Genomic DNA, 23,666 nt, shown 5'->3' on the forward strand with positions numbered 1-23,666 from the left:
GTCCGAGCCGCTGCTTTATTCAGGCTCGTAGGTTCATCTGGTGATACAGATGGTTCACTCGTTAAGCGGTGAACAACGCTTCATACGACCTCAGGTCGCACAAACATTAATGAGTTACCAATGAAAAAAGCCACCATGGTGATGATAACAGCATTCATCGGTTTCTTACCAAAGCGCACGAAATCCGCAGTTAACGTCCCCGCGCTGATAAAAGAGCCGATTACCATCGCAAGTGCTATTGAAAAATCGATAGGTTGTTCCGGCACTTTATGTTGAATTACGTCAAGTCCGCCAACGCTGCGGATGGCTTCATAGACAGAATAACTACCCAGTAAAGCAATGGCAGGAACGGCGATAGACGAAAGCACCATGAGGGCTGAAATGCCAAAATACACGGTGACGGTCATTAATACTCCTGAAGCAATGATTAATGTATTGGTATCAATGCCTGTGGCTTTTTGGACAGGAATCGCAAACATTGCAACGCCTACACCAAACCAGCCGACTTGTGTGCCGCTAAGTAGTAAAGATGGGAGCCAAGAGCCTTTTGAGCCAAAAGAAAAGCGTGCTAATAAGTGGGTGGAGAGTCCGGTAGAAGAGCCGATGTAACCGAGGAGAGAAGTGTAGATGCCGAGTAATAAGTTACCAATTAAAACTGCCATGAAGAAATCGTGGTAGGTGAGACCAGTTCCAAGCGAACCTCCTGTCCACATACTGGCAGAAAAAAGGTCAATCCCAGCATCACCAAAGTGAGTGAGACGACCCCTTTTCGCTCCGTTTTTGGTACGGGGCCTAAACTAAAATTATCATCCTTCGCCATCTTTTTCTCCCTAATTTATCGTTTGCGTAGTGAAGATGGCGCAATTTATATGATATTTGTCTTTTTCCTGCAAGTATAATCCAGTAAAAATAGAGTTATTAGTTGCCTGTCTTAATCTGTAATTTTTCTACGCTATTACTCTTCCCAAATAATGAGTTTATCTGATGGCCAGTTTTCACCAATGTCATGATACTTTTTTTCTAATACATGACGTTTGATTTTTAATGTTGGCGTTAAAATATTATTTTCAATTGACCAAGGCTCTTTGATCATTAACACACCTTTTATTTTGGCGTGAGATTCAAGGTTTTGATTGATTTTAGTAATGATTTTTTTTGTTTTACGTTCATAGCGAGCCCGATCAAAGTATTTAAAAGCATGCGGGATCACGAGTAAAATAGGGGCAGGTAATCCTAGGCCAATCAAACACATAATTTCGACACGTGAATGTTCAAAGATTGTTTTTTCTATAGGAACTGGCGAGACAAACTTCCCTTTAGCGGTCTTAAAGGTATCTTTTTTACGCCCTTCAATGGATAAATAACCTTCATTATCTAGGCTGCCAATATCACCAGTGTACAACCAGCCTTCATTATTAAATGCTTCTCGAGTGGACTCGTCATTCTTGTAATAACCAGCAAAGAGACCATGACCACGAACCATAATTTCTTTATCTTCTGATATCTTAATCTCAACACCAGGGCCAGCAGGGCCGACGGTGCCAATTTTATCGGCTCTAAATGGGTAATTAATGGTGTTGTAAGCAAAAGTTTCGGTCATGCCCCATGCTTCGGTAATATTTAAACCAATCGAGTGATACCATTTTAATAAAGAAGGGGATATTGGCGCAGAACCAGAACCTAGTACGCGAGCTTTATCGAGCCCTAGACCTGATGCAATTTTCTTTTTCACTATGCCGCTAATAAAAGGAATAGCTAATAAAAAATTGAGTTTACGTTGCGGCATTTTTTCTAAGATCCGTTGCTGAAATAGAGTCCATAAGCGAGGAACAGAGATAAAAAGTGTGGGCTGCTGAATTTTTACATCATCAACAAAAGTATCCAAGCTTTCAACAAAACCAGTTGGAACGCCACCGATCATAGAAGAACCTAAGATATACACGCGCTCTGTAATATGGGCAAGAGGAAGATAGGACAGTAATTTATCATCCTCTTCGATACCAATATGATTCACTATATTTTGTGCGCACCAAGCAAAACCGCCGTAATTTAGCATCGCACCTTTAGGTAAGCCTGACGTTCCTGAGGTGTAAACCAGAGACATTAATGTGTCGTTGTGATGCTCAGGTATATCGGTGTTCGCCTCATGACTTTCGACTAAAATCGAGTACTCTTGTTTACAGATAGGGACATTTTGATAGGGCAAACTAATAGAAATAATATCAGGATGAGCAGCTAATACCTCAATAGTCGCTTGTTTATCATCAAGCTTACCAACTATGACTGCTTTGGATTCACTATGAGTTAAGCAGTGTTCAATCGTATCGCTTCCTGCGGTTGGAAAAATAGGGACGCTAACATAATTACCTAGCATTAAGGCTAAATCGCAAATGAACCATTCAGCGCAATTTTTAGAGAGCAAAGCGACTTTATCTCGTGGTTCTAGCCCTAAACCTTGTAATGCAGTCACTAAGCGTTGGGCTTGGTCGACGACTTCAAAGTATGTAAATTCCTTTATTTCTTTATCAATAGGTTGAGATAAATAGATTTCATTCGGTCGATCTTTTGCCCATTGTAGAAGCTTTTCATGAGGCATGATTAATGTATTGAAATCTATATCTAAGTTTGAAGTCATAGTCACACCTTACTGGATGAATTTACATGTTATTAACATTTGTAGCTTGTCCAATATTAAATAACAAGAATACTAAGGTCCAACCAGTTTAGATGTGTGAGCTAAGTCGTTATTTTCAATGTAACTATTTATGTCGAGTCTCAATATAGGCTTTATTATTAAGTCTTTTGATTTGATTGATCGCGTGGATTTGAGCTCCAAATTCGTGCGACATTTTCAGCCAAGTTACTCATGTTTATCTCAGCTTCGGCAAAAGCAGTGGCGAGATCAAAGGGGCGAGGAGTAGCGGCAAAAACGGCATCGATACCATATTTATACACTTCTTGATAATTGTCACCAAGGCCGCCTGCGAGGGCAATAACTGGAATACCGTACTGTTTAGCGACTTTAGCCACCCCAACAGGCGTTTTTCCATGGGCGCTTTGCCAGTCAATTCGACCTTCTCCTGTTATGACTAGATTAGCGCCTATTAAATGCTTCTCCATTTCTAATGTCTCTAGCACTATTTCAATACCCGGCTTTAAGGTGGCAGAAGTAAAGCCTAAAAATGCGGCACCTAATCCCCCAGCAGCGCCAGCCCCAGGAATATTTTTAACTGATTTCCCCAATTGATTCTCGATTAAGTCAGCATAGCGATTGAGCGCTTGATCGAGTAATTGAGTATCTTCAGGCGTTGCTCCTTTTTGTTTGCCAAAAGTTGCTGTTGCTCCATGCTCACCACATAGCGGATTATCAACATCACACGCGATCTCGATTTCGCAATCGACTAAGCGTGGATCAAGTTTACTGATATCGATGGTTTGAATTTTGGTTAAACCAATACCGTTACCATTAATTAGATTTTGATCATTATCTAAAAAGCGAACCCCTAGAGCTTCTAGCATTCCCATGCCACCATCATTGGTTGCACTGCCACCCAAACCTAAAATCAGTTTTGTAGCGCCATTATCCAAGGCATGTAAGATTAATTCGCCGGTGCCAAAGCTAGAGGTCTGTTTCGGATCTCGTTGTGCTGGTTTAACATGGTGCAAACCACTTGCCGCAGCCATTTCAATAATAGCAGTAGTGTGGTTATCGCCACCTAATCGTCCATAGAAAGCATTAACTGGCATCTTGAGAGGGCCAGCCACGCTTATCTCTATTAATTCACCTTGAGTGGCATCAATTAATGACTGAACCGTTCCTTCGCCACCATCGGCTACGGGAACTTGAGCGTATTCAGCGTGTGGCCAGACACGGCGCAGACCGTCCTCAATTGCTTGGCAAACTTGCTTCGCGGTTAAACTTTCTTTGAATGAATCAGGGGCGATAACTATTTTCATAATGAACCTTATTAAATATTTACAGTAAAATCAGGCTTAAAATATAAACCAGTACCATTGATGTTATTCCTTGAATGAGTGTGGCCATTGTTTGAGCGCGATACGCTAAGCCAACACTCATACGACTAAATTGAGATACGACCCAGAAAAAGCTGTCATTTGCATGAGATACAGTCATTGCTCCCGCGCCAATCGCCATTACTGTGAGGACTCGTCCCATTTCAGAATCTAATCCGAGTTGTGCTAATAAAGGTGCGACTAAAGCGGATGTTGTTACCAAGGCGACTGTCGATGAACCTTGCGCCGACTTTAATGCTGCGGACACGATAAATGGCATAAAAATACCCACGCCCAGTGCTGATAAAGTCGTACCTAAATAGTCCCCTAATGGTGTGGCTTTTAAAACGGCCCCGAATGCACCACCTGCACCTGTTATCAATAAAATAGGTGCCGCAGCGATAATTCCTTGGGTAATGCGCTGACTAAACTCTTCAATTTTTTGAGCACTTTTTAATAAACGTGTTGCGAATAACAAGCCAATAACTAACGCTGTTAATGGTTGGCCAAGGAAGTTGATTGCGGTTTTAATGCTGCCTTCACCAAATGGATAGCTAGGAAAGCTGGCGATAGAAGATAAACAAATTAATACGATAGGGATAAAGATAGGAGCGAACGCTTGAGTGGCTGTTGGAAGTTTGCCATAAGATGCTTTTAAGGCTTGCCAATCTTGCTGTAGCTCGCCTGCGTGTTCTTCACTCTCTAACCCATCAGGTTCAACAGATTTAAATCGATTTGCCCATAGCATCCCAGCAATAGCGGCAACTGCAGCAACAAATATACCGACTCCGATAACTAAACCTAAGTTAGATTCAAGTCCTAAATTACCAGCGGCAGCAATAGGGCCAGGAGTGGGAGGAACAAAAGTGTGAGTTGCATATAAACCCGTCGCAAGAGCAACACTCATCGCTACGCTAGAGGTTTTCATTCTTTTGGCGAGTGATTCTTTTAAGGAGTTTAAAATAACAAATCCTGAATCACAGAAAACAGGAATAGATACAATATAACCAATAATCGACATGGTTAAGGTTGGAAACTTATCACCAAGCTTATTAATGACGGAGTCCGCCATTGTAATTGCAGCGCCACTTTTCTCTAAAATGACACCGATGATCGTACCTAAGACAATGACTAAGCCGATGTAGCCTAAAATACCACCGAAGCCGGAAGCGATAATTTTCGCTATGGATTCTGCTGGTAGTCCATAAGCAAAGGCTGCCAAAAAGGCGGAGAGTAAAAGAGCTAAAAAGGGATGTATTTTATATTTTGTTGTGGTTATTACGATAAACGCAATCACCGCTAAAAGGATCAGTACTAGACTCATGGTGTGTTAACTCCGTATCGTTATTATAATTCTCATTGAAAATAAGCATTTTAACTACGCTCTTATTGGGATTTCGATGAGTTGTTATTGGAGTTAATATTATTGTTGATAAGCAAATAAATAGCTTTAGTCGCATCTCCAAATTTCAGAGAGTAAAAATGAGTAATATTGTGCGTTTGTACAAAATTTAATTTACTTTGTGATCTGGGACGCAATATATAGCTCAACTAAACCACTGAAATTATGTGGTGATATTTGAGTGATATCTTCAATTTTGTTAAGCCGATAGCGCAAAGTATTGCGATGAATAAAGAGGCTTTCAGAGCAATGCTTCAAATTGCCTTGGTGCTCAAATAATGAGTATAAGGTTTTCATTAATTGGCCTGATTTATCGTGACTTTTCAGTTTTATGATGGATTGCCTCAGCTGTTCTCCTTGCCAACTATTACTTAAAGGCGTGAGCAGGACTGGAATGCGTAAATCGTCAAAAAGGAATTTCTTGCTTTGAGGTGAGTGTGATTTACCTAGGGCAAGCACTTGTTTAGCGCTTTGATAAGAAAGAGGAAGTTGAGCAAGGTTAGAATAAAACTGCCCGAGAGCAATCTGAACATTGTCTATTCCATGTTTATCTAATGTAGCTAGCAATTCATCAATACGCTGACTTTCATGGCTATGATCCCACTGATGATTACTTACTTTACAGGGTTTAAGTACGACAATTTCATTCATAGCAATCACGGCAACTAAATTATTTCTCTTAGGAAATTCTAGTAGCTCGACAATCTGCCTAATGGTCGATAAGTGGTTAGCTTGTGTATTTTGTTCTACCTCGATCACCACCGCAACTCTTGGCTCAGACAGATCTAGACTTAACCTTTGTGCCCAGTTATTAATTTCATTTTGATCCAACTCGCCATTGATCCAAGATGAAATGAACTCCTCTACATGTCTTTTATCCCACTGTAGCTGTTCTATTAACAGCGAGCGTTCAATGATCATTTCAGATGTCATTTTGACTAGAGCGGCATAATTGCGAATATCTTCAGGGTGACCGGTAATTCCAACAACACCAATAATGTTTTGGTTGAATTTAAGTAATAAGTTGATGCCAGGTTTTACACCTTTGAGGCCATAGCTACTTTGTTCTGTGATTTCAACGGTATCACCATGATTGATGGCTAATAAGGCTCCATCATGGATCTGTCCAATACGTTTCGGGTCGCCACTGCTGATAATAATGCCGTATTGATCCATTACATTGATGTTGGTTTCAATAATCGCCATGGTGCGATCAACAATTTGTTGGGCTAATTGAGTGTCGAGAAGCATGTGGGCTGACCTTACTAAGATAACGTTTATTGAGGTTATCTTAGTAGGATGAAGTTGCCAGCATTTATATGTTCAATTGTGACTTTGCACAGTTATTGTGTGATTTTGATCATGAGGTCTATGAAGCCAATTGAAACGCTTGCCTTAACTGCCGCAAGTAGTCTTCATCTTTACACATGCTTTTACCCGGTTCATCAGAAATTTTTGCCACTGGTTTACCTTGGCATGCTGTCAGCTTTAATACGATATTTAAGCTTTCTACATGAGGAATGTCACAGCTGAGCTTAGTACCAATTCCAAAACTAGTTTGAATTCGGCCATTAAAATGATGGTAAATAGAAGCGGCTTTCTCGAACGATAAACCATCAGAGAAAACGATCAGTTTACTTTGAGGATCGATACCAAGCTTTAAATAATGGTTAATGGCTTTTTCACCCCATGCAATCGGATCGCCACTGTCATGACGTAAGCCAATAAATTGATGAGAAAAATCGACATTAAAATCACGCAAGAAGGCATCCATATTGATGCAATCGGTTAACGCGATACCGAGTGTATCTGGGTATTCTTTCAACCAGGCATTGAGCGCTATTTTTTGTGAGCTAGCTAAGGTTGGTGAAAGCTGTTGGTGAGCTTGAAACCATTCATGTGCTTGAGTGCCCACAGGCGCAATATTATATTTAAACGCCAATGCGAAATTTGACGTGCCTTTAAATTGCGGACAAGACTCAATGAGGTTACACACAATTTCTGTTTGTACCGCTTTTGAAAAACGACGACGAGTACCAAAATCAATCAAGTTAAAATTAGCCGTGTTTTGTTCTTGATTAAATATGGCGAGTTTGTGTTGAAGGTGTTGAGTTGCATCTTCAACTTTGATGTTTGGGTATTTTATTTTTGATCGTAATTCACTGATGATCGCGAGCAGTGGCACTTCCCATAAAATCACATCCAACCATTTACCTGTCAGCTTAACGGCTAGCTGTCGATCTTGGAGGCTCACTTCAATGGTCTCTTCATTTAATTGAAATTGAGTTAAATACTCCAAGTAATCGGCTTGATAGAAAGATAATGATGTTAAGTAGTCAATCTCTGGACGTGTAAAGTGCAATTGACATAGGGCTTTAATTTGCACTTTTAATGGTTCAATCAGGTGGGTGAGATCTTCTTGACTACGGCAATGAAATTCAGCGACGACATCGACATTGGGATATTGATGAAAAACCGCTTGTTGCATGTGCAGTTTATAAGCATCGGTATCGAGCAAAGAATCAATGATTGGTAAATCAATCAATGTGGGTTGAAGCGAAGAGTTGGAGTGGGTCATAGTCATCTTCAAATTACAATAATTTGGGTATTTTACCTTACCTGTTTATAAATAGGTAACATTGTCAGTTTTAGAGACTAGTTAAGCTGTTAATTATTTGGCCTATTATGATCTAAATGCTTTTTGATCATGGCAATCACACCTTAATATTTAATATAAAAAATCCCAGATATAACTGGGATTTCAATTGATTAACGTGTACAGCTTAAATGAATCTTCCCGCTTTTAGTCTATGGTGATCTTTAAGCCTAATAACCTGGGTTTAGTTATTGCTGTGCAACTCACTGTTTAGTTCAACCGCAGATTTATTGGTTAAGCATTCAATTTTACCCGTCACAGAGTTACGACGGAATAGAAGATCAGGCGTACCAGAAAGGTCACGTGCTTTTGCTACTTCTACTTCATGACCAGAAGCATCAAGCATGGTTACTTTAGTACCGGCTGTGATGTAAAGACCTGACTCAATCGTACAGCGATCTCCTAATGGGAAACCAAGGCCAGCATTGGCACCAAGTAGGCTGTTTTCACCAATCTTAATAACAACCTTACCACCGCCAGAAAGCGTACCCATAATAGAAGCACCACCACCAATATCCGAACCTTCGCCAACCATAACGCCAGCTGAGATACGTCCTTCAACCATGCTTACACCCGTTGTACCGGCGTTGAAGTTAATGAAACCTTCATGCATAACCGTTGTGCCTTCACCCACATGAGCGCCAAGACGAACGCGCGAAGTATCTGCAATACGCACACCAGTTGGAACAATGTAATCCACCATTTTAGGGAATTTATCTACGCAATCGACAGTGATAACTTCACCATTAAGACGAGCTTCAATTTGACGACTTGCCAGTTCAGGTAAATCGATTGGACCTTGGTTCGTCCAAGCAATGTTATGCAGTAAACCAAAGATACCATCAAGCACAATACCGTGCGGTTTAGCTAGACGGTGAGAGATTAATTGTAGCTTCAAGAAACCTTCAGCAACAGAGGTTGGTTGCTCATCAGTCGCTAAAATAACTAACACTAATGCCGCTGACGCTTGAGTTGCTTTTTCTGCAAAGTCAGCATTAGCAACATCACCCTGGGCTGCAAATGCAGTTGATAGCTCAGAGGCAATTGCAGATGTGATCTCAATAGCTTGGTTACCTTGTTTGTAGCCAGTAACTTGAGAAACGGCAGCAACTAAAGCGTCAGATGGATTTAATACTGGGTGAGGGAAGAATGCTTCAATGATTTTACCATCACGGTTTTTGGTTGCGGTGCCGAAGGCAAGTGCGAAATTAGCCATTTAAGATGTCTCTCCATGTCAAAATAGTGGGCTTGTGTGATTTGGAATATATCAATCAGATTGCCCATTGAATGTAATGTTGTTAGGCCAATCATAATGATTGCTTGCCTAGGTGGAAAGGCTTGAAATGAAAATAATCACAATTGATGATGGTTTCTCATGAATGTTCTTGTTGAATGTCAGTATTTTTTGAAGGTAAAACTATTTGAGCGGGTAAAGGCAGGAAAACTAATTCCTGTTGAAGTACTTTAGTCATCGCTAAATAAAACGCACAGCAGCCACAAATGATTCCCATAATGCTGGATAAAATGTTAATGCTGGAAAATGGTAGAAATTGATGCAGAGCGAGTAAAAAATACACCACGGCTAAGGTGAGGAAAATTATAAAATCCAGTCGACTTAAACGATGAGCCATAATAGTCATAGTGCTAGTGAAAACAGCCCATAAAATGAAATAAGACCCCACTAAAGCTGCGGGTGGTGTCGGGACGATATTAAGAGCAGGAAGCAATAAGATCCCCACATAAGATAGCCAATAAAGACCATAGGCACTGAAAGTGATCCCTGCAAAGCTGTAACCATGCTTATACGCTTGTAGACCTACCAGTAATTGCGTTGCGCCACCGAAAACGAGTGCCATCGAAATCACTAATGCATTCAATGGAAATACGCCTAAGCCATGTAAGCTAATTAAAATACTGGTGATACTAAAGCCGAATAGGCCAAGTGGAGTGTAATCAATGGAGGCGTTTTTCATAGTTTGCGGATGATTAGTAATTGAACATACCAATACTAATATCATTGAAATAACGACTTGTAAATAATCGCATTCAATATTGTATACAATATTTCATTTACAGTGAAAAGCTAACTGAAAAATAGAACCGTTAGCTTTAAATTAAGGGGACTAGATGCGCTATGAAAAAGTCTTATAAGCTTGCTCGACTCCTTCGATAAACATTTGAGTTCCGATAACAGCCAAGATAAGACCCATCATACGAGTGACCACGTCTAAAGCACTTGGGCCAATGGCTTTAACAAGGCGTTCACCAAAAACAAAGATAAAATAAGTCAGCACACATAATAATCCAAAAGACACAATGGTGATGATCAGCTGGGTAAATCCACCAGAAGCGGCAAAGTTCATCGCGGTGGCAATGGTTCCTGGGCCAGCAAGAAGCGGTGTTGCAAGTGGTGATACCGCAAGACCTAAAGCCGCTTGCTTTTGAGCTTGCAGATCGGCGCCATGTGTTTTAGGTTTCTCCGCTAATCCTTTCCCTTGCAACATATGAAAGCCAATCAAAAAGACTAAAATACCGCCCGTAATACGCAATGCATACAAGGTGATACCAAAAACGTCAAAGATGATTTTTCCACTTACGGCAAAAATAGCAATGATAACAAAAGCGATGAAAGTGGATCTCAGTGCAATAGATTTTGTTGTTTCTCTATCATCACCTTTGGTTAATCCTAAGAAGATAGGAGTGTTTGATATTGGATTCATTATGGCAAAAAAGCCCATGAAAACCGTTAAAATATGAATTATCAATTCTTTCATTATCATTCCTTTGAGGTAAAAACTGTCCGTATTTAAATGCCGATGAAATAGACGTTCGTGTAGTCAGTATAAACGGTATATACCATAAACAATAAAGGCAATAACGGCGTGTGCTGTTATTGCCTTTTGATTAATGAGAGCAAAACATGGGATGGATATTAAGCCACTTGCTCTTCATCGTTAGAAGCTGGTTCTTCTACGGTTTCTTTTTTGGCCTTTTTCGGTGCTGGTTTACGTTTAGCACCGAGCGCATAAAGTACTTCTTCTTTGTTTTGAGCAAGATAAAGAGACAATTCTTCTTTCTTCGCATCATCTTCAATCAGCTTACTGGTTTCTAGCAAAGTAAAAAGCTCATCCGCGATATCGAGCATTTTGTCATAAGCGTCTGCTTCAGCTTTAGAAGTAAAAGTCATCTTCTCTTCTCCGTTGCGTTCCACCACGTACTTGACGATTACAGCCATGGTTATCCCCGTATTATATAAGTTTATTTGAACTGGTTTTTTATACAGTTTTTTTGTGTGTTTGTCCAGTTGGGGAAAGTCTTATTGATGGTTACGAAATGGTTATCACGAACCGAGATGGGCGAGCGTGATTCAGGATCTCTAGCCGGCGGTTAGGACTTAAATCGCTGCGAGAGATCTAGTGCCTTTCTGCTAATTAGCTGTCGTTGTGTTATAACAAGTCGTTAATTTTTTATACACGTTCGACTTGTGTCCAATTAGCGGCTTTCGTTACACTCCCATTCTCATTCAAATACCAAAGAAAGTTGTGCCATGAAAAAATTAATTCCATTTATTGCCTTATTGATTACCGCGAATGTGTATGCTGCCGGATCGGATCTGAAAGCCACCATGAAAGAAATGAAACTCGAATTCAATCATGCGGCTGAAGCGCAAAGCATTAGTGAGATGCAAGTGCCAGTTACCAACATGACAAACTTGATCAATAAAGCCAAGTTAGGTACTTATCCGCCAGAAAAACAAGATTTGTACTTAGAAGGTTTCAATAAACTAACGGTTGCACTGAATAATGTAGAGGCAGATCTGGAAGCTGGGAATCTTGAGCAAGCACAGAAAGAGCTACGTCAAGTCGACAAACTTCGTATTGAATATCATGCTAAGCGCAATCCAAGTATCTGGAGTAAATTGTTCGGTTGATGTGTGTGTGAATTGCCGAATTAGATTAAGTGAATATAACTAATCATACTTAGGCTGTTTCCATTCAGAGCTAAAATCAATGAAGCTTTTTAATAGTGGGCTTTGGTATTTTTCTGTATGCACCAGTAACCAGAATCGACGAGTCATGTCGAGAGGTAACGGAATTTCAACAACTCGTTTGTTTTGAATGGCGGAATTCGCAGCCAAACGAGATAAACACGCGAGGCCAAGGTTGGCGGTGGTGGCGTTTAAAATAGCTTCCGTCGTATTAAGCTGAAAAGCCTCGTACCAATTTTCTAATCTTGGCGCGATGGTGCGTAAGAAAAACTCTCGAGTTCCGGAACCTGCTTCTCGTAATAACCATTTACTCGACTCTAAATCACGCATTAATATTTCTGGTTTCTGAGACAACGGATGGTCGGGTGAGCACACTACACACATTTCATCTTGGCCCCATTCTTTTGCTAAGATTTTTTCCGACTGAATCTTCCCTTCGATCAAACCAATATCGAGCTGATAATCGATCAATTTTTGACAAATTAGCGCCGTATTAGAAATGAATAAACTTTGTTGTTGATGCTGTGTTTGTTGGCGAAAATCTCGTAGAAGATAAGGGGCAAGATGATTACCAATCGTATCACTAGCACCGAGCTTCAATTCGCCATTAAGCGTATTACTCTGTTTAAAAAGATCGCCAATATCTTGCGTTCTATGGAGCAATTCATCAGCTAGTGGTAGTAAGCGCTTACCTTCTTGGTTGAGCACCAAGCGATTATTCACTCGATCAAATAAAGAATGTCCTAACTGCTTTTCTAATTCCGCTAAAGATAAACTCACCGCCGCTTTGGATAGAAATAATTTTTCAGCCGATATCGTTAGCGTTTTGTGCTTGGTGATGGTCGCAAATACTTTGATCTGCTTGAGTGTGATATTCATAGACATCCTTCATATCTGAAGCCGAAAGTATGAAGCGTATAGGGATAAAAAACAATTTTATGGTAGTCTTTTGTTATCCCACAGAAATTGTTGCCAGGTGCCTTGTGTTTACCATTTACCATTCCAATCAAGTTGATGTTCTTAAATCATTATTAGTGGAACTGATTCGCTTAAATCCTCTGCAAAATCCATTCGATTCAGAGCAAATTTTGGTGCAAAGTTCAGGAATGTCACAATGGTTGAAAATGGAAATGGCGCAAGAGTTTGGTGTTGCCGCCAATTTAACCTTTCCTCTTCCCGCCACGTTTATTTGGGACATGTTCACCAAAGTCCTCACCGATGTGCCTAAACGCAGTGCTTTTAACAAAGAAGCCATGACATGGAAACTGATGCAGCTGTTGCCATTGCAATTAGAGCAGCCGGAATTCGCGCCTCTAAAACAGTATTTACAAGATGATATTGACCAGTCTAAATGCTATCAATTAGCGGAAAAAATCGCAGATACCTTTGATGGATATTTAGTCTATCGCTCTGAATGGATTGCAACGTGGGAAGCTGGGCAAGTGGTTGATGAACTCGATGGTGAGCATCCGTGGCAACCATTATTGTGGCAAGCTTTGTATGATCAAACGGTCGCGCTCGATCAATCGCCTTATCATCGTGCCAATCTTTATGACCATTTTATTGAAACGCTCGACACTATGTTGGAATGCCCACAAGGGTTGCCACCTCGATTATTTGTGTTTGGTATCACCGCGTTGCCGCCACGTTATATGGACTCTTTACATGCGCTCGGCAAACATATTGATGTGCACTTAATGTTTACCAATCCTTGCCGATTTTATTGGGGGGATATCAAAGATCATAAATATTTGGCCAAACTTGAGGCCAAAAATCGTCAAAAAATGCATTGGTTGCAGGATAGATCTGAACTGGGCGACTTAGTGCCGCAACTTAAAGGCAGTATTGAACAAAATGCCCAACAAGAATGGCAGCAATTGCATACGGAAGATGCGGTCGGTAATAGTTTATTGGCGTCGATGGGGAAATTAGGGCGTGATAATTTGTATTTATTATCACAGCTTGAAGCCAATGAAATCGATGCTTTTGTTGATATTCAGGCCACAAATTTGTTGCAACATATTCAAGCCGATATTTTGGAACTGCACGAGCATCAAGATGACGAGAAGCTAGAAACCAGCGTACATAAACCTGTGATCGAGCCAAATGATACCTCATTTCAACTGCATGTTTGCCATAGTCCAATGCGTGAAGTAGAAGTGCTACATGACCGATTACTAGCGATGTTTGATGCCGATCCGAGTATAAAGCCACGCGATATTATTGTGATGGTGGCGGACATTAATGCGTATAGCCATGCGATTCAGGCGGTGTTTGGTAATGCGCCCAACGAGCGTTTTATTCCGTATTCCATTTCTGACCGTAGCGTTGACCAAGAAAACCCGATTCTGCAAGCTTTTATGAATTTATTGGCATTGCCGAAGTTGCGTTGCCAAGCGTCTGAATTACTTGAACTGCTTGAAGTTCCTGCTGTGATGGCGCGATTTGGTATTAAACCTGAAGAGTTCGAACGTGTGACGTCTTGGGTTGAGCAAGTCGGTATTCGCTGGGGATTGGATGAGAGCACCGCACAACAATTTGAGTTGCCGAATCAAAAAAACAATACTTGGTTATTTGGTATTGAACGCATGTTGCTTGGTTATGCGATATCGGAACAAGCGGGTTTGTTTTTAGATTCAGAAGGAAGTATTGCCCCATTTGATGAAGTGCAAGGTATGGATGCAGAGCTTGCCGGAAAGCTGGCGGAATTTGTCTCCCGTTTACAGCACTATCGTGATCAACTGATCCAAACTCAATCCTTTGCGGATTGGCAGCATTGCTTATTTACGTTGCTAGATGATTTTTTCTTGGTGGATTTAGAAGGGGAGAGTGTTCTTACCTCGATTCGCCATTGTTTGCAACAATTACAACAGCAGCTCGAAGATGCTGGTGTAACCGATGATATTTCACCTCAAGTTCTAGAGCAATATTTGATGGACCATTTATCCAGCTCGAAAGTGAGCCAGCGATTTTTAGCCGGACAAGTTAACTTTTGTACTTTAATGCCAATGCGCTCTATTCCATTTAAAACGGTTTGTTTACTCGGAATGAACGATGGTTTGTATCCTCGCAGCGTTAGCCCTGAAAGTTTTGATTTGATTGCAGGACGAACTCGCCCCGGCGATCGTTCTCGTCGGGATGATGACCGTTACTTATTTTTAGAGGCGCTGCAATCGGCTCAACAAACTTTATACATCAGCTATGTCGGACGTTCTATTCAAGATAACAGCGATAAAGAACCGTCGGTGCTGGTGGCAGAATTACTCGAATACTGCCAGCAAAACTACGGACTTTCTGGTAGTGAACACTTATCTAGTGATGACTCTGGATCCGCTGTAGTTAATGCCATTCGTCACTTGCATCCTTTAGTGCCATTTAGTCCAAGCGCTTTTGCCTCTTCGTTCGATGGTAAAGACTCTGCTATTGCTAGCTATGCTAAAGAGTGGCTGCCGGTGGTGAGGTCTCAGCAGTTACAAGGTTCTGATAATCTAACTGCACTCGATGATGCTGAGCTCGATCCCTATATCTCTCAACTTGAACCTGACCATTTAGGTGTGTATTCATTAGACTTACAATCCTTGCAGCGTTTTTGGCGCTTACCTGTGCGTTACTTTTTTAATCATCGTCTGAAAAGTTATTTTGATGACAGTGGCTCTTGGTCTAACTCTTTAGATGATGAGCCATTTAGTTTTAATGGTTTAGAATCTTACCAGCTAAGCGAGCACTTACTTCAATCTTGGTTGGAGATTCAATCCTCACCTAATCATTGTGGTTTAAATACTGACTTTAATTCTGTAGCGGAGCGATTTATTACTGAGAACAAAGCGCAAGGAAAACTGCCTTTGGCGGAGTTTGGTCAGTTAGCGTCGCAGCAATTAATAAATAAAGTGGAACCATTAACCCAATCTTTAGCGCAATTGATCGAGAAGCCATTAGAAGATATTGAAATTGACCTGGCGATTGATATCGATCTTGATGGCGTGTCTTACCCACATAAAATTGTTGGCTGGTTAAATGGTCTTTATGCTTCAGAAGACCAGCCAAGTTTGGTGCGCTATCGTACAGGTTCATTGCACTGCGTGACCATGATGAGTTGTTGGTTAGAGCATTTATGCATGAACGCCAGTGGTTATCCACAAACCAGTGATTTGCTGGGGCTGTCTAATAAGGATGGCTTACAACATATTCAATTTAAAGCTATGGACCAAAATGACGCCCTTAATCAATTAACGCATTTAGTTGGATTATATTATCAAGGACTGAACTCTCCATTATGGTTTGTTCCTAAAACGGCTATGGCTGGCGTTGAAACCGGATTTTTAAAATCTAATTGGGGCAGCGCAGATTCGACTTGGGTTGGATTGGATTCACCTGAGGCACAAGAGATAGCAACTAAAGTGATGGAAAAAACCTTCCAAGATGGTTATACCTTTGCCGGTGAAGGCAGCGATGATTATATCCAACGTATTTGGAAGCAATGGACGCCAGAGCTTGCGGATGAATTGTTAGAATTAGGCGTGGATGTTTTAAAGCCGATGCTCGATCAAGTCAGAAAAATACAAGTCTAAAATAAAAACCGCCAGCGCACTGTAGGGTACGGCTGGCGGCGAGAAACAAGGTATTTTATGTGTTCTATTTTCGTTTTATTGAGCGACTTTTGTTTTGTCTATCTTAATGATTAAAGAGCTCAATCATCTTCAATTTTAAGTAGAAGAAAAATAAGAGAGTGTGACTTTAATCGATAGATCATTATTGGATTTTCTGGGATGCGAGACTAATCGCGCCGGAGTAGAAAAAACGTGAGGCTATTCTCACTCTCTAAAATTGATGAATTTATCGATAAATCATCATTATAAATTAAGCACCAGATCACACTTGCGCTCATTTGTGCATAGAAATAGGACAGCAATAATATGGCTCAATCTCTTAACAGCATGACTTTTCCGCTGCATGGCGCACGTCTTATTGAAGCGTCGGCGGGAACAGGGAAAACGTTCACGATTGCCGCCTTATATTTACGCCTATTACTTGGGCATGGAAGCAATCCTATCGATGGACTGGAAGGTTCTGCCCATTGCCAACCATTAACCGTTGACCAAATTTTGGTGGTGACCTTTACCGAAGCGGCAACGATGGAATTACGTGGGCGTATTCGTAGTCGTATCCATGAAGCTCGAATAGCATTTCGTCGCGGTCAAAGTAATGATCCTATTATTAGCCAGCTATTACTTGAGTTTCCTGATCATCAAACCACGGTGCCTATTTTATTGCAGGCCGAACGTCAAATGGATGAAGCGGCAATCTTTACCATTCATGGTTTTTGTCAGCGCATGCTCACTCAAAATGCGTTTGAATCGGGTAGCCGTTTTCAAAATGAATTATTGACCGATGAAAGCCAATTGAAACTGCAAGTGGTGAGTGATTATTGGCGTCGTAATTTTTACCCAATGTCCGCCAGTTTAACCGCGAAAGTCAGCCAATTGTGGTCTTCTCCTCAAGATTTATTGCATGAGATTTCTAACTATTTATCTGGTGAAGCATTAAGTTTTCCTAAAGTGGATCTTGACGCGGATTTAGAAGCATTACAGCAAAAGCATCTTGCTCGAATTGATAACGTAAAGCAGTTATGGCGCAGTGCTGAGGTCAATTTTTTTGATGTGATCAGTGATTCCGGTGTTGATAAACGTTCTTACAGTTCACGCAATTTACCGAATTGGATTGAACAAGTGTCTGATTGGGCGCAGCGCCATGATATTACTGGATTTGTGCCAGACAATGTCGAGCGTTTTGCACAAAGCGTCATTAATAGTAAAACGAAGAAAGGTCAGCCAGCCAGTCATGCGGTATTTTCTGCTATTGATGAGCTCATCGATAACCAACCAGACTTTGGATTGCAGTTTAAATATCGCGCGATTACCCAGTGTCGAGCCATGCTGCTACAAGCAAAGCAAGCACACAGTTGGTTGTCGTTTGATGATTTGTTGAGTCAGCTTGGCGGCGCGATTGAAAACGATCAACAAGGTTTGCTGACTGAGCGTATTCGTCAGTTATTTCCGGTGGCGATGATCGATGAATTCCAAGATACCGATCCGTTGCAATATCGTATTTTTAGTCGGATTTATCTTGAGCATCCACAATGTGGTTTATTCATGATTGGCGATCCTAAACAAGCTATTTATGGATTCCGTGGCGCAGATATTTTCACCTATATTCAAGCAAGAAACGAAGTGGCGGATCACTACACCTTAGATACTAACTGGCGTTCAAGCCAAGCGGTGATTAGTGGTGTTAATGGCATTTTTGAATTTGATGACCGCCCATTTATTTATGATGCTGATATTCCATTTCTGCCCGTCAACGCCAGTCCTAACGCCGAGAATATGCATTGGTCACTTAATGAAAAACCACAAGCAGCTTTTAATGTGTGGCTGCAAAAAAGTGCAGATGGCGCGCCTGTTTCAAGTGATGCTTATACCTCAATGATGGCCAATTCGACCGCTTATAAAATTAATGAAATTCTATCTTCAGCTCAACAAGGCAACGCCATCTTTAGCGATAAAAAAGGACAGGCACATCAAATCCAAGCCAGTAACATTGCGGTACTTGTAAGAACAGGGCGTGAGGCTAAACAAGTGAAGCAAGCGTTATCCCAGCAAGGCATTGCCAGCGTGTACTTATCTAATCGAGACAGTGTATTTGATAGCGTGGTGGCAAAAGATGTATTGCGTTTATTAACTGCTGCAATCAATCCTAGTGATGAGAGATCGTTGCGCGCGATTCTAGCCAGTGACTTATTTGCTTTGAGTCTCAGTGAATTAGATAATTTTAATAACGATGAAAATGCGTGGGAAAATGTCGTTAATGAATTTGAACGCTACCAGCATGTTTGGCTAACACGCGGCGTATTGCCGATGATCCGCGCCGTGCTCACTCAACGTGAAATTGCCGAGCGTTTATTGGGTCGCTCTCCTTATGATGCGGATTTAGATCATGAAGGCGAGCGCAAGCTGACCGATTTATTGCATTTGGCCGAGTTGATCCAGCAAGCCAGTTTGTCTTTAGATGGTGAAAGCGCTTTGATCCGTTGGCTGGCTGATAATATTGAGCAGCATGATGGCGATGCGGGCGATCAAATTCAGCGTTTGGAATCAGAGAGAAATCTAGTGCAGATCATCACCATTCATAAATCCAAAGGGCTAGAATATGATTTGGTGTTCATGCCATTTGTGATGAATTATCGCGAAAGTAAAGTAGCGAAATATTACCGCCATGAAGATCAAAAAACCGTCCTCGATTTATCCAAACCAGAAGAGGGGATGGAACTGGCAGAAAAAGAACGTTTGGCAGAAGATTTACGCCTGCTGTATGTCGGTTTAACGCGTGCGGTTTATGGAATATTTATTGGCGTTACGCCTCTTAAAAAAGGCAATGGTAAAAAATCGACGGCGCACTTAAGTGCAATGGGATACTTATTGCAGCATCATCGGCAAGTAGATGCGAGTGAATTGACGCAAGCTTGTGAACAGTTGGCTGAAAAAGTGCCAGCGATTCATATTTGTGAGGTTTTACCAGAAAGACCAGATAGTGCTTATCTTCCCGCCATCAATGAGCTAACCGATTATAAAGCGCTGCAATTACAAGCTCGTATTGATCGTCGTTGGCGTATGACTAGCTATTCAAGTTTGATTAAGCAGTCTCATCTTCATGTAGGAGATGAACTACCATTGCGATCAGATTTTGATGTGTCCGTTGATTTAGAAAAGCCAATCGACAGTGACGCGGCAATTGATTTTTCTGATCAAGTAGCATCAAGTGATAGCGCCTCTTTGGTATCTTGGGAGCTTGAGGAACATGATGATCCTCAAGCTTTGGTGGAAGTGGATCCGTGGTCGATGTTTGCCTTTCCACGTGGCGCGAGGCCGGGAACGTTCTTGCATACCGTTTTTGAACAAATTGAATTTACTCAAGCGGCAACGAGCGCTGAGAATACTGCGGTTATTGAGCGTTTATTACAGCAAGAAGATTACCCACTTGAATGGTTGTCAACGTTGCAAGTCATGGTAGATAACGTGCTTAGTACCCCATTAGATGGGAAAGATTTATGTTTATCGAGCAAAGTACCAGCACAGCGTTTGGTAGAAATGGAATTTTTATTACCAATAGAAACGCTCTCGGCAGCAGCGGTTAATCGGGTGACTCATAAATATGATGAACTGTCCGCTCAAGCACCAGACTTAGGTGGTTTTTCTCTAAACGATCGACCACTACAAGGGATGCTGAAAGGTTTTATTGACTTGGTGTTTGAGCACCAAGGCCAATATTACGTTTTGGATTGGAAATCGAATCATCTGGGCGATCACTATCAAGATTATCAACCAAATCAATTACAACAAGCGATGCTTGAACATCGATATGATCTGCAATATCAGCTCTATTCATTAGCCTTACATCGATTTTTACGCAGTCGTTTAGCAAATTATGATTACGAGACGCATTTTGGTGGTGTGTATTATTTATTCTTGCGTGGTTTTTCAAATCCAGCAGAGTTGACACAATCAAATACTTTGCCGAATGGTGTTTTTCATACCAGACCAAGTTTTGCGTTATTAGATGAGCTGGATAACCTGATTGCAGACACATCTCCCGTAGTCAAAAAGAACCGAAAAATCAGTAATGATACTCAGCAACAAGGAGAGCTTTTCTAATGAATACGCTGGTTCAAGGTCATTGTAAAAATAGCAGTAATCGTGCGCTCACCTTTATGAAATTGCTACAACAACACGGTGTATTCAGAGCGATTGATGTGCAGTTAGCCACTTGGGTACATCAACAATCGTTACTCGCTGATCAGCAAGCGGTGAACACCGGTCAAACATTTTTGCTTTCTGATCAACAACAGCTAAACGCAGATTCAATGGCATTACTTACTTGTATGGTGAGTTATGAATTTGGTCGAGGTCATATCTGTTTAAATTTAGATGAGTGGGATCTCGTGCAGAGCTTATCGCTGCGGTTTCTATTTAAGCGTCAACCTGAGTTGCAGCAACAATATGGTGAATGGATTGAGAGCCTAGTTCACATTGATTGGCAGTCACTTTGCCTCGCATCATCATTAGTTGAATCCGCGCCGTCATTAACTACTTTAGGGCAGATATCACCGAAGCCTTTGGTGTTGGAAAATCGCCGTATTTACTTACATCGCTATTGGCAATATGAAACGCAAGTAGCAGATCAGTTACGCCAACGTGCAGAACCATTAGCATTAAGCACACGCGATGTTGAAAATATAGCGCAGACATTGAATCGCCTATTTGAGCGAGATTATTCCTATTTATGGCAAGCTATTTCGCCGCGAGAATCAAGCCAAGTGCAGCGTCAGCAATGGGTGTGTGAAATGCTGGATGTCCAAGTTGAATCTGATGCTTTGAAAAAAACAAACGCCTCTCAAGTACTAGATTGGAGCGCAATTGATAGCGTTTTAACGCAAGCGACATCGGTCAGTGATCTACAGATTTTAGATACTTTAGTGCCAACATCGGTCTGCTTAAATTGGCAAAAAGTGGCGGCAGCCGTGGCGTTATCTCGTCGGTTTGCAGTAATTTCTGGTGGCCCAGGAACGGGCAAAACGACAACGGTGGTGAAATTATTGGCCGCTTTGATTGAGCAATCGTTAGGGGAGTCAAATTCATCGGCTGCTTGTGTACCTACGATTAAGCTGGTGGCACCAACGGGTAAAGCGGCTGCGCGTTTAACTGAATCGATTGGTAGTGCAATTGAGCAGCTTCCGATTGCACCTAACATAAAAGCACTATTACCTTCGCAATCGAGTACCATTCACCGTCTTTTAGGGGCACGTCCTAATACAGTCGCTTATCAATACAATCGTAATAATCCGTTGCATGTGGATATTTTGGTGGTGGATGAAGCGTCGATGATCGATTTGCCTATGATGTTCCGATTACTTGAAGCGCTACCTAAGCAGGCTCGATTGATTTTATTGGGCGATAAAGATCAACTGTCTTCGGTGGAAGCAGGCGCAATTCTTGGTGATATATGTCAGTTTTCATCCATTGGTTATCAAGCCAATTATTTGCAAATCCTGTCTAAGTTAACTGGATTTGAAGCTTTGCCTGTTGCGGCTCAAGGCAGCGCGATCGCGGATAGTTTGTGTATGCTGCAAAAGAGCTATCGCTTCCATGCTCGTTCTGGGATCGGTCAACTGGCTAAAGCAATAAACGCAGGTGATGCACAAAAAATGCAGCTGACTTGGCAACAAGGCTTTGATGATATTGCCTTATACCCATTTTATCGCGAGCAAGATCTTTCTATTGATAGCACGTTAGCTACGGCTGTTGCTGATAATGAAAGGCTGACTCAAAAACAAATTCAACCCCATTTGTTGTCCCTTTTAGTGAAAGGTTATCAAACTTATTGCGCGGGTTTATCTCTTCCTATCATGGATGATCGTCAATCTGAAGTGGCGCTGAAAGCATCAATGGAGAAAAAAATATCAATGGAGCAAAAAGCTCTCCATGTGCTTAATGCTTTTTCAAAGACTCGATTACTGTGTGCAGTGCGTGAAGGAGAATATGGCGTAGTTGGAATGAACCGCGAGATCGAGAAAGCGTTAGCCCAACAACGTTTAATTCAACCGGTTGAAAACGAGAAATGGTATGTAGGTAAACCGATAATGATCAGTCAAAATGATTCGGCATTAGGTTTACATAATGGCGATATCGGTATGTGTTTACTTGATGAGTCGGAAACAAACCCAAGATTGCGAGTGTATTTCGAAATGCCAGATGGGCGCATCAAAGGTATTCTTCCTAGTCGTATTCCTACTCATGAACTCGCCTTTGCAATGACCATTCATAAATCTCAAGGAAGTGAATTTGATCACACAATATTGCTGCTACCCGTTAAATTAAACCCTATTCTAACTAAGGAGTTGATTTATACTGGTGTGACTCGAGCAAAATCGCGTTTAGATTTATTTGCTAATCCTCAAGTGTTAGCGAAAGGGATTTTAATCAAAACCAAGCGCACTAGTGGCTTGAGCGAGAAGTTAACTAATTATAAATAATGGACAGGTAGCGTATGTTTTTCGGAAATGTAAATCGATTGGAGTGGAGCACTTTTCTTCCGGCTCATTTTTTAAGTTACCTTGAGCAAGCACAGAAAATTGCGGCGGAAAATGAAGAAAACGGCCGTTATGATATTGATGGCGATAAGGTGTTTTGTGTTTTAATGACACCAGAAACTGAGCCTAGGGAAGATCGAAAAACGGAAATTCATCGTGATCATCTGGATATTCAACTTCTGCTAGAAGGGGAGGAAACCTTTGGGTATTCGATTGAAACCCCGCAAGCTTTATTAGATAAGCCTGATTACACTAATGATGTATTGCTGTTCAATGAAGTGAGTAATGAGAGTTTTATTTCACTGCGTGCAGGCGATTTTATTATTTTTTATCCGGGTGAATCGCATCGTCCCCAATGTGCAACGCGTGAGCCAATGGCGTTGCGTAAAATCGTCGTTAAAGTGCATAAGAGTATGATTTAGGTTCGCTCGACAGAGAATAAAATGCTTCGTGATAAGGTTATACG

General features: G+C 41.3%; 15 protein-coding genes and 1 pseudogene. 5 read left to right on the forward strand and 11 right to left on the reverse strand.

From position 1 onward, the window contains the following. Positions 1 to 98: 98 nt before the first annotated feature. The 10 genes and pseudogenes from codB to FH976_RS10480 all read right to left on the reverse strand — a co-directional run. Positions 99 to 820, reverse strand: a pseudogene (gene codB, locus FH976_RS10435) (cytosine permease); the annotation flags it as partial. A gap of 135 nt (positions 821 to 955) precedes the next feature. Next, positions 956 to 2,635, reverse strand: coding sequence for an AMP-binding protein (locus FH976_RS10440; RefSeq protein WP_194090795.1), 1,680 nt, complete (start codon positions 2,633 to 2,635; stop codon positions 956 to 958). A gap of 158 nt (positions 2,636 to 2,793) precedes the next feature. Beyond that, entirely contained in the window at positions 2,794 to 3,957 is a 1,164-nt protein-coding gene (locus FH976_RS10445) for a glycerate kinase (protein WP_194090796.1), read from the reverse strand. A 19-nt stretch (positions 3,958 to 3,976) separates the two neighbouring features. Continuing rightward, the gene (locus FH976_RS10450) at positions 3,977 to 5,338 is read right to left on the reverse strand and encodes a GntP family permease (RefSeq protein WP_194090797.1); all 1,362 of its coding nucleotides are present in this window, start codon (positions 5,336 to 5,338) and stop codon (positions 3,977 to 3,979) included. Positions 5,339 to 5,530: 192 nt separating this feature from the next. Further along, the gene (locus FH976_RS10455; RefSeq protein WP_194090798.1) at positions 5,531 to 6,667 is read right to left on the reverse strand and encodes a sugar diacid recognition domain-containing protein; all 1,137 of its coding nucleotides are present in this window, start codon (positions 6,665 to 6,667) and stop codon (positions 5,531 to 5,533) included. 118 nt (positions 6,668 to 6,785) lie between these two features. Further along, positions 6,786 to 7,994, reverse strand: a complete 1,209-nt coding sequence (gene pncB / locus FH976_RS10460) for a nicotinate phosphoribosyltransferase (protein WP_194090799.1) — start codon at positions 7,992 to 7,994, stop codon at positions 6,786 to 6,788. Positions 7,995 to 8,256: 262 nt separating this feature from the next. Then, the gene (gene dapD / locus FH976_RS10465) at positions 8,257 to 9,288 is read right to left on the reverse strand and encodes a 2,3,4,5-tetrahydropyridine-2,6-dicarboxylate N-succinyltransferase (protein ID WP_194090800.1); all 1,032 of its coding nucleotides are present in this window, start codon (positions 9,286 to 9,288) and stop codon (positions 8,257 to 8,259) included. Between the two features lie 157 nt (positions 9,289 to 9,445). Next, positions 9,446 to 10,045 (reverse strand): acetate uptake transporter, encoded by a 600-nt coding sequence (locus tag FH976_RS10470; RefSeq protein WP_194090801.1) that lies wholly within the window; start codon positions 10,043 to 10,045, stop codon positions 9,446 to 9,448. Positions 10,046 to 10,204: 159 nt separating this feature from the next. After that, positions 10,205 to 10,846, reverse strand: a complete 642-nt coding sequence (locus FH976_RS10475; RefSeq protein WP_194090802.1) for a MarC family protein — start codon at positions 10,844 to 10,846, stop codon at positions 10,205 to 10,207. 158 nt (positions 10,847 to 11,004) lie between these two features. Continuing rightward, positions 11,005 to 11,307 carry a YebG family protein gene (locus tag FH976_RS10480; RefSeq protein WP_194090803.1) on the reverse strand — a complete coding sequence of 101 codons (303 nt, stop codon included), beginning with the start codon at positions 11,305 to 11,307 and terminating at the stop codon, positions 11,005 to 11,007. Positions 11,308 to 11,619: 312 nt separating this feature from the next. Here FH976_RS10480 and FH976_RS10485 point away from each other — a divergent pair, with 312 nt between their 5' ends. Continuing rightward, positions 11,620 to 12,003: a cytochrome b562 gene (locus FH976_RS10485; RefSeq protein ID WP_194090804.1), complete on the forward strand. Its 384-nt coding sequence runs from the start codon at positions 11,620 to 11,622 to the stop codon at positions 12,001 to 12,003. A 39-nt stretch (positions 12,004 to 12,042) separates the two neighbouring features. Here FH976_RS10485 and FH976_RS10490 read toward each other — a convergent pair whose 3' ends face one another. Continuing rightward, positions 12,043 to 12,945: a LysR substrate-binding domain-containing protein gene (locus tag FH976_RS10490; protein WP_194090805.1), complete on the reverse strand. Its 903-nt coding sequence runs from the start codon at positions 12,943 to 12,945 to the stop codon at positions 12,043 to 12,045. Positions 12,946 to 13,043: 98 nt separating this feature from the next. Between FH976_RS10490 and recC the strand changes: the two genes are divergently transcribed. From recC to FH976_RS10510, 4 genes are all read left to right on the forward strand, one after another. Next, positions 13,044 to 16,628: an exodeoxyribonuclease V subunit gamma gene (gene recC / locus FH976_RS10495; protein ID WP_194090806.1), complete on the forward strand. Its 3,585-nt coding sequence runs from the start codon at positions 13,044 to 13,046 to the stop codon at positions 16,626 to 16,628. 345 nt (positions 16,629 to 16,973) lie between these two features. Continuing rightward, positions 16,974 to 20,765, forward strand: a complete 3,792-nt coding sequence (gene recB / locus FH976_RS10500; RefSeq protein WP_194090807.1) for an exodeoxyribonuclease V subunit beta — start codon at positions 16,974 to 16,976, stop codon at positions 20,763 to 20,765. Then, on the forward strand, positions 20,765 to 23,143 hold the full coding sequence (gene recD, locus FH976_RS10505) for an exodeoxyribonuclease V subunit alpha (RefSeq protein ID WP_228767407.1): 2,379 nt from the start codon (positions 20,765 to 20,767) through the stop codon (positions 23,141 to 23,143). The genes recB and recD overlap by 1 nt, the downstream gene beginning before the upstream one ends. A 14-nt stretch (positions 23,144 to 23,157) precedes the next feature. After that, positions 23,158 to 23,622 carry a YhcH/YjgK/YiaL family protein gene (locus FH976_RS10510; protein ID WP_194090808.1) on the forward strand — a complete coding sequence of 155 codons (465 nt, stop codon included), beginning with the start codon at positions 23,158 to 23,160 and terminating at the stop codon, positions 23,620 to 23,622. Positions 23,623 to 23,666: the final 44 nt, after the last annotated feature.

Origin of the sequence: Vibrio hibernica (genome assembly GCF_015223435.1) — a bacterium.
Lineage (GTDB): Bacteria > Pseudomonadota > Gammaproteobacteria > Enterobacterales > Vibrionaceae > Vibrio > Vibrio hibernica.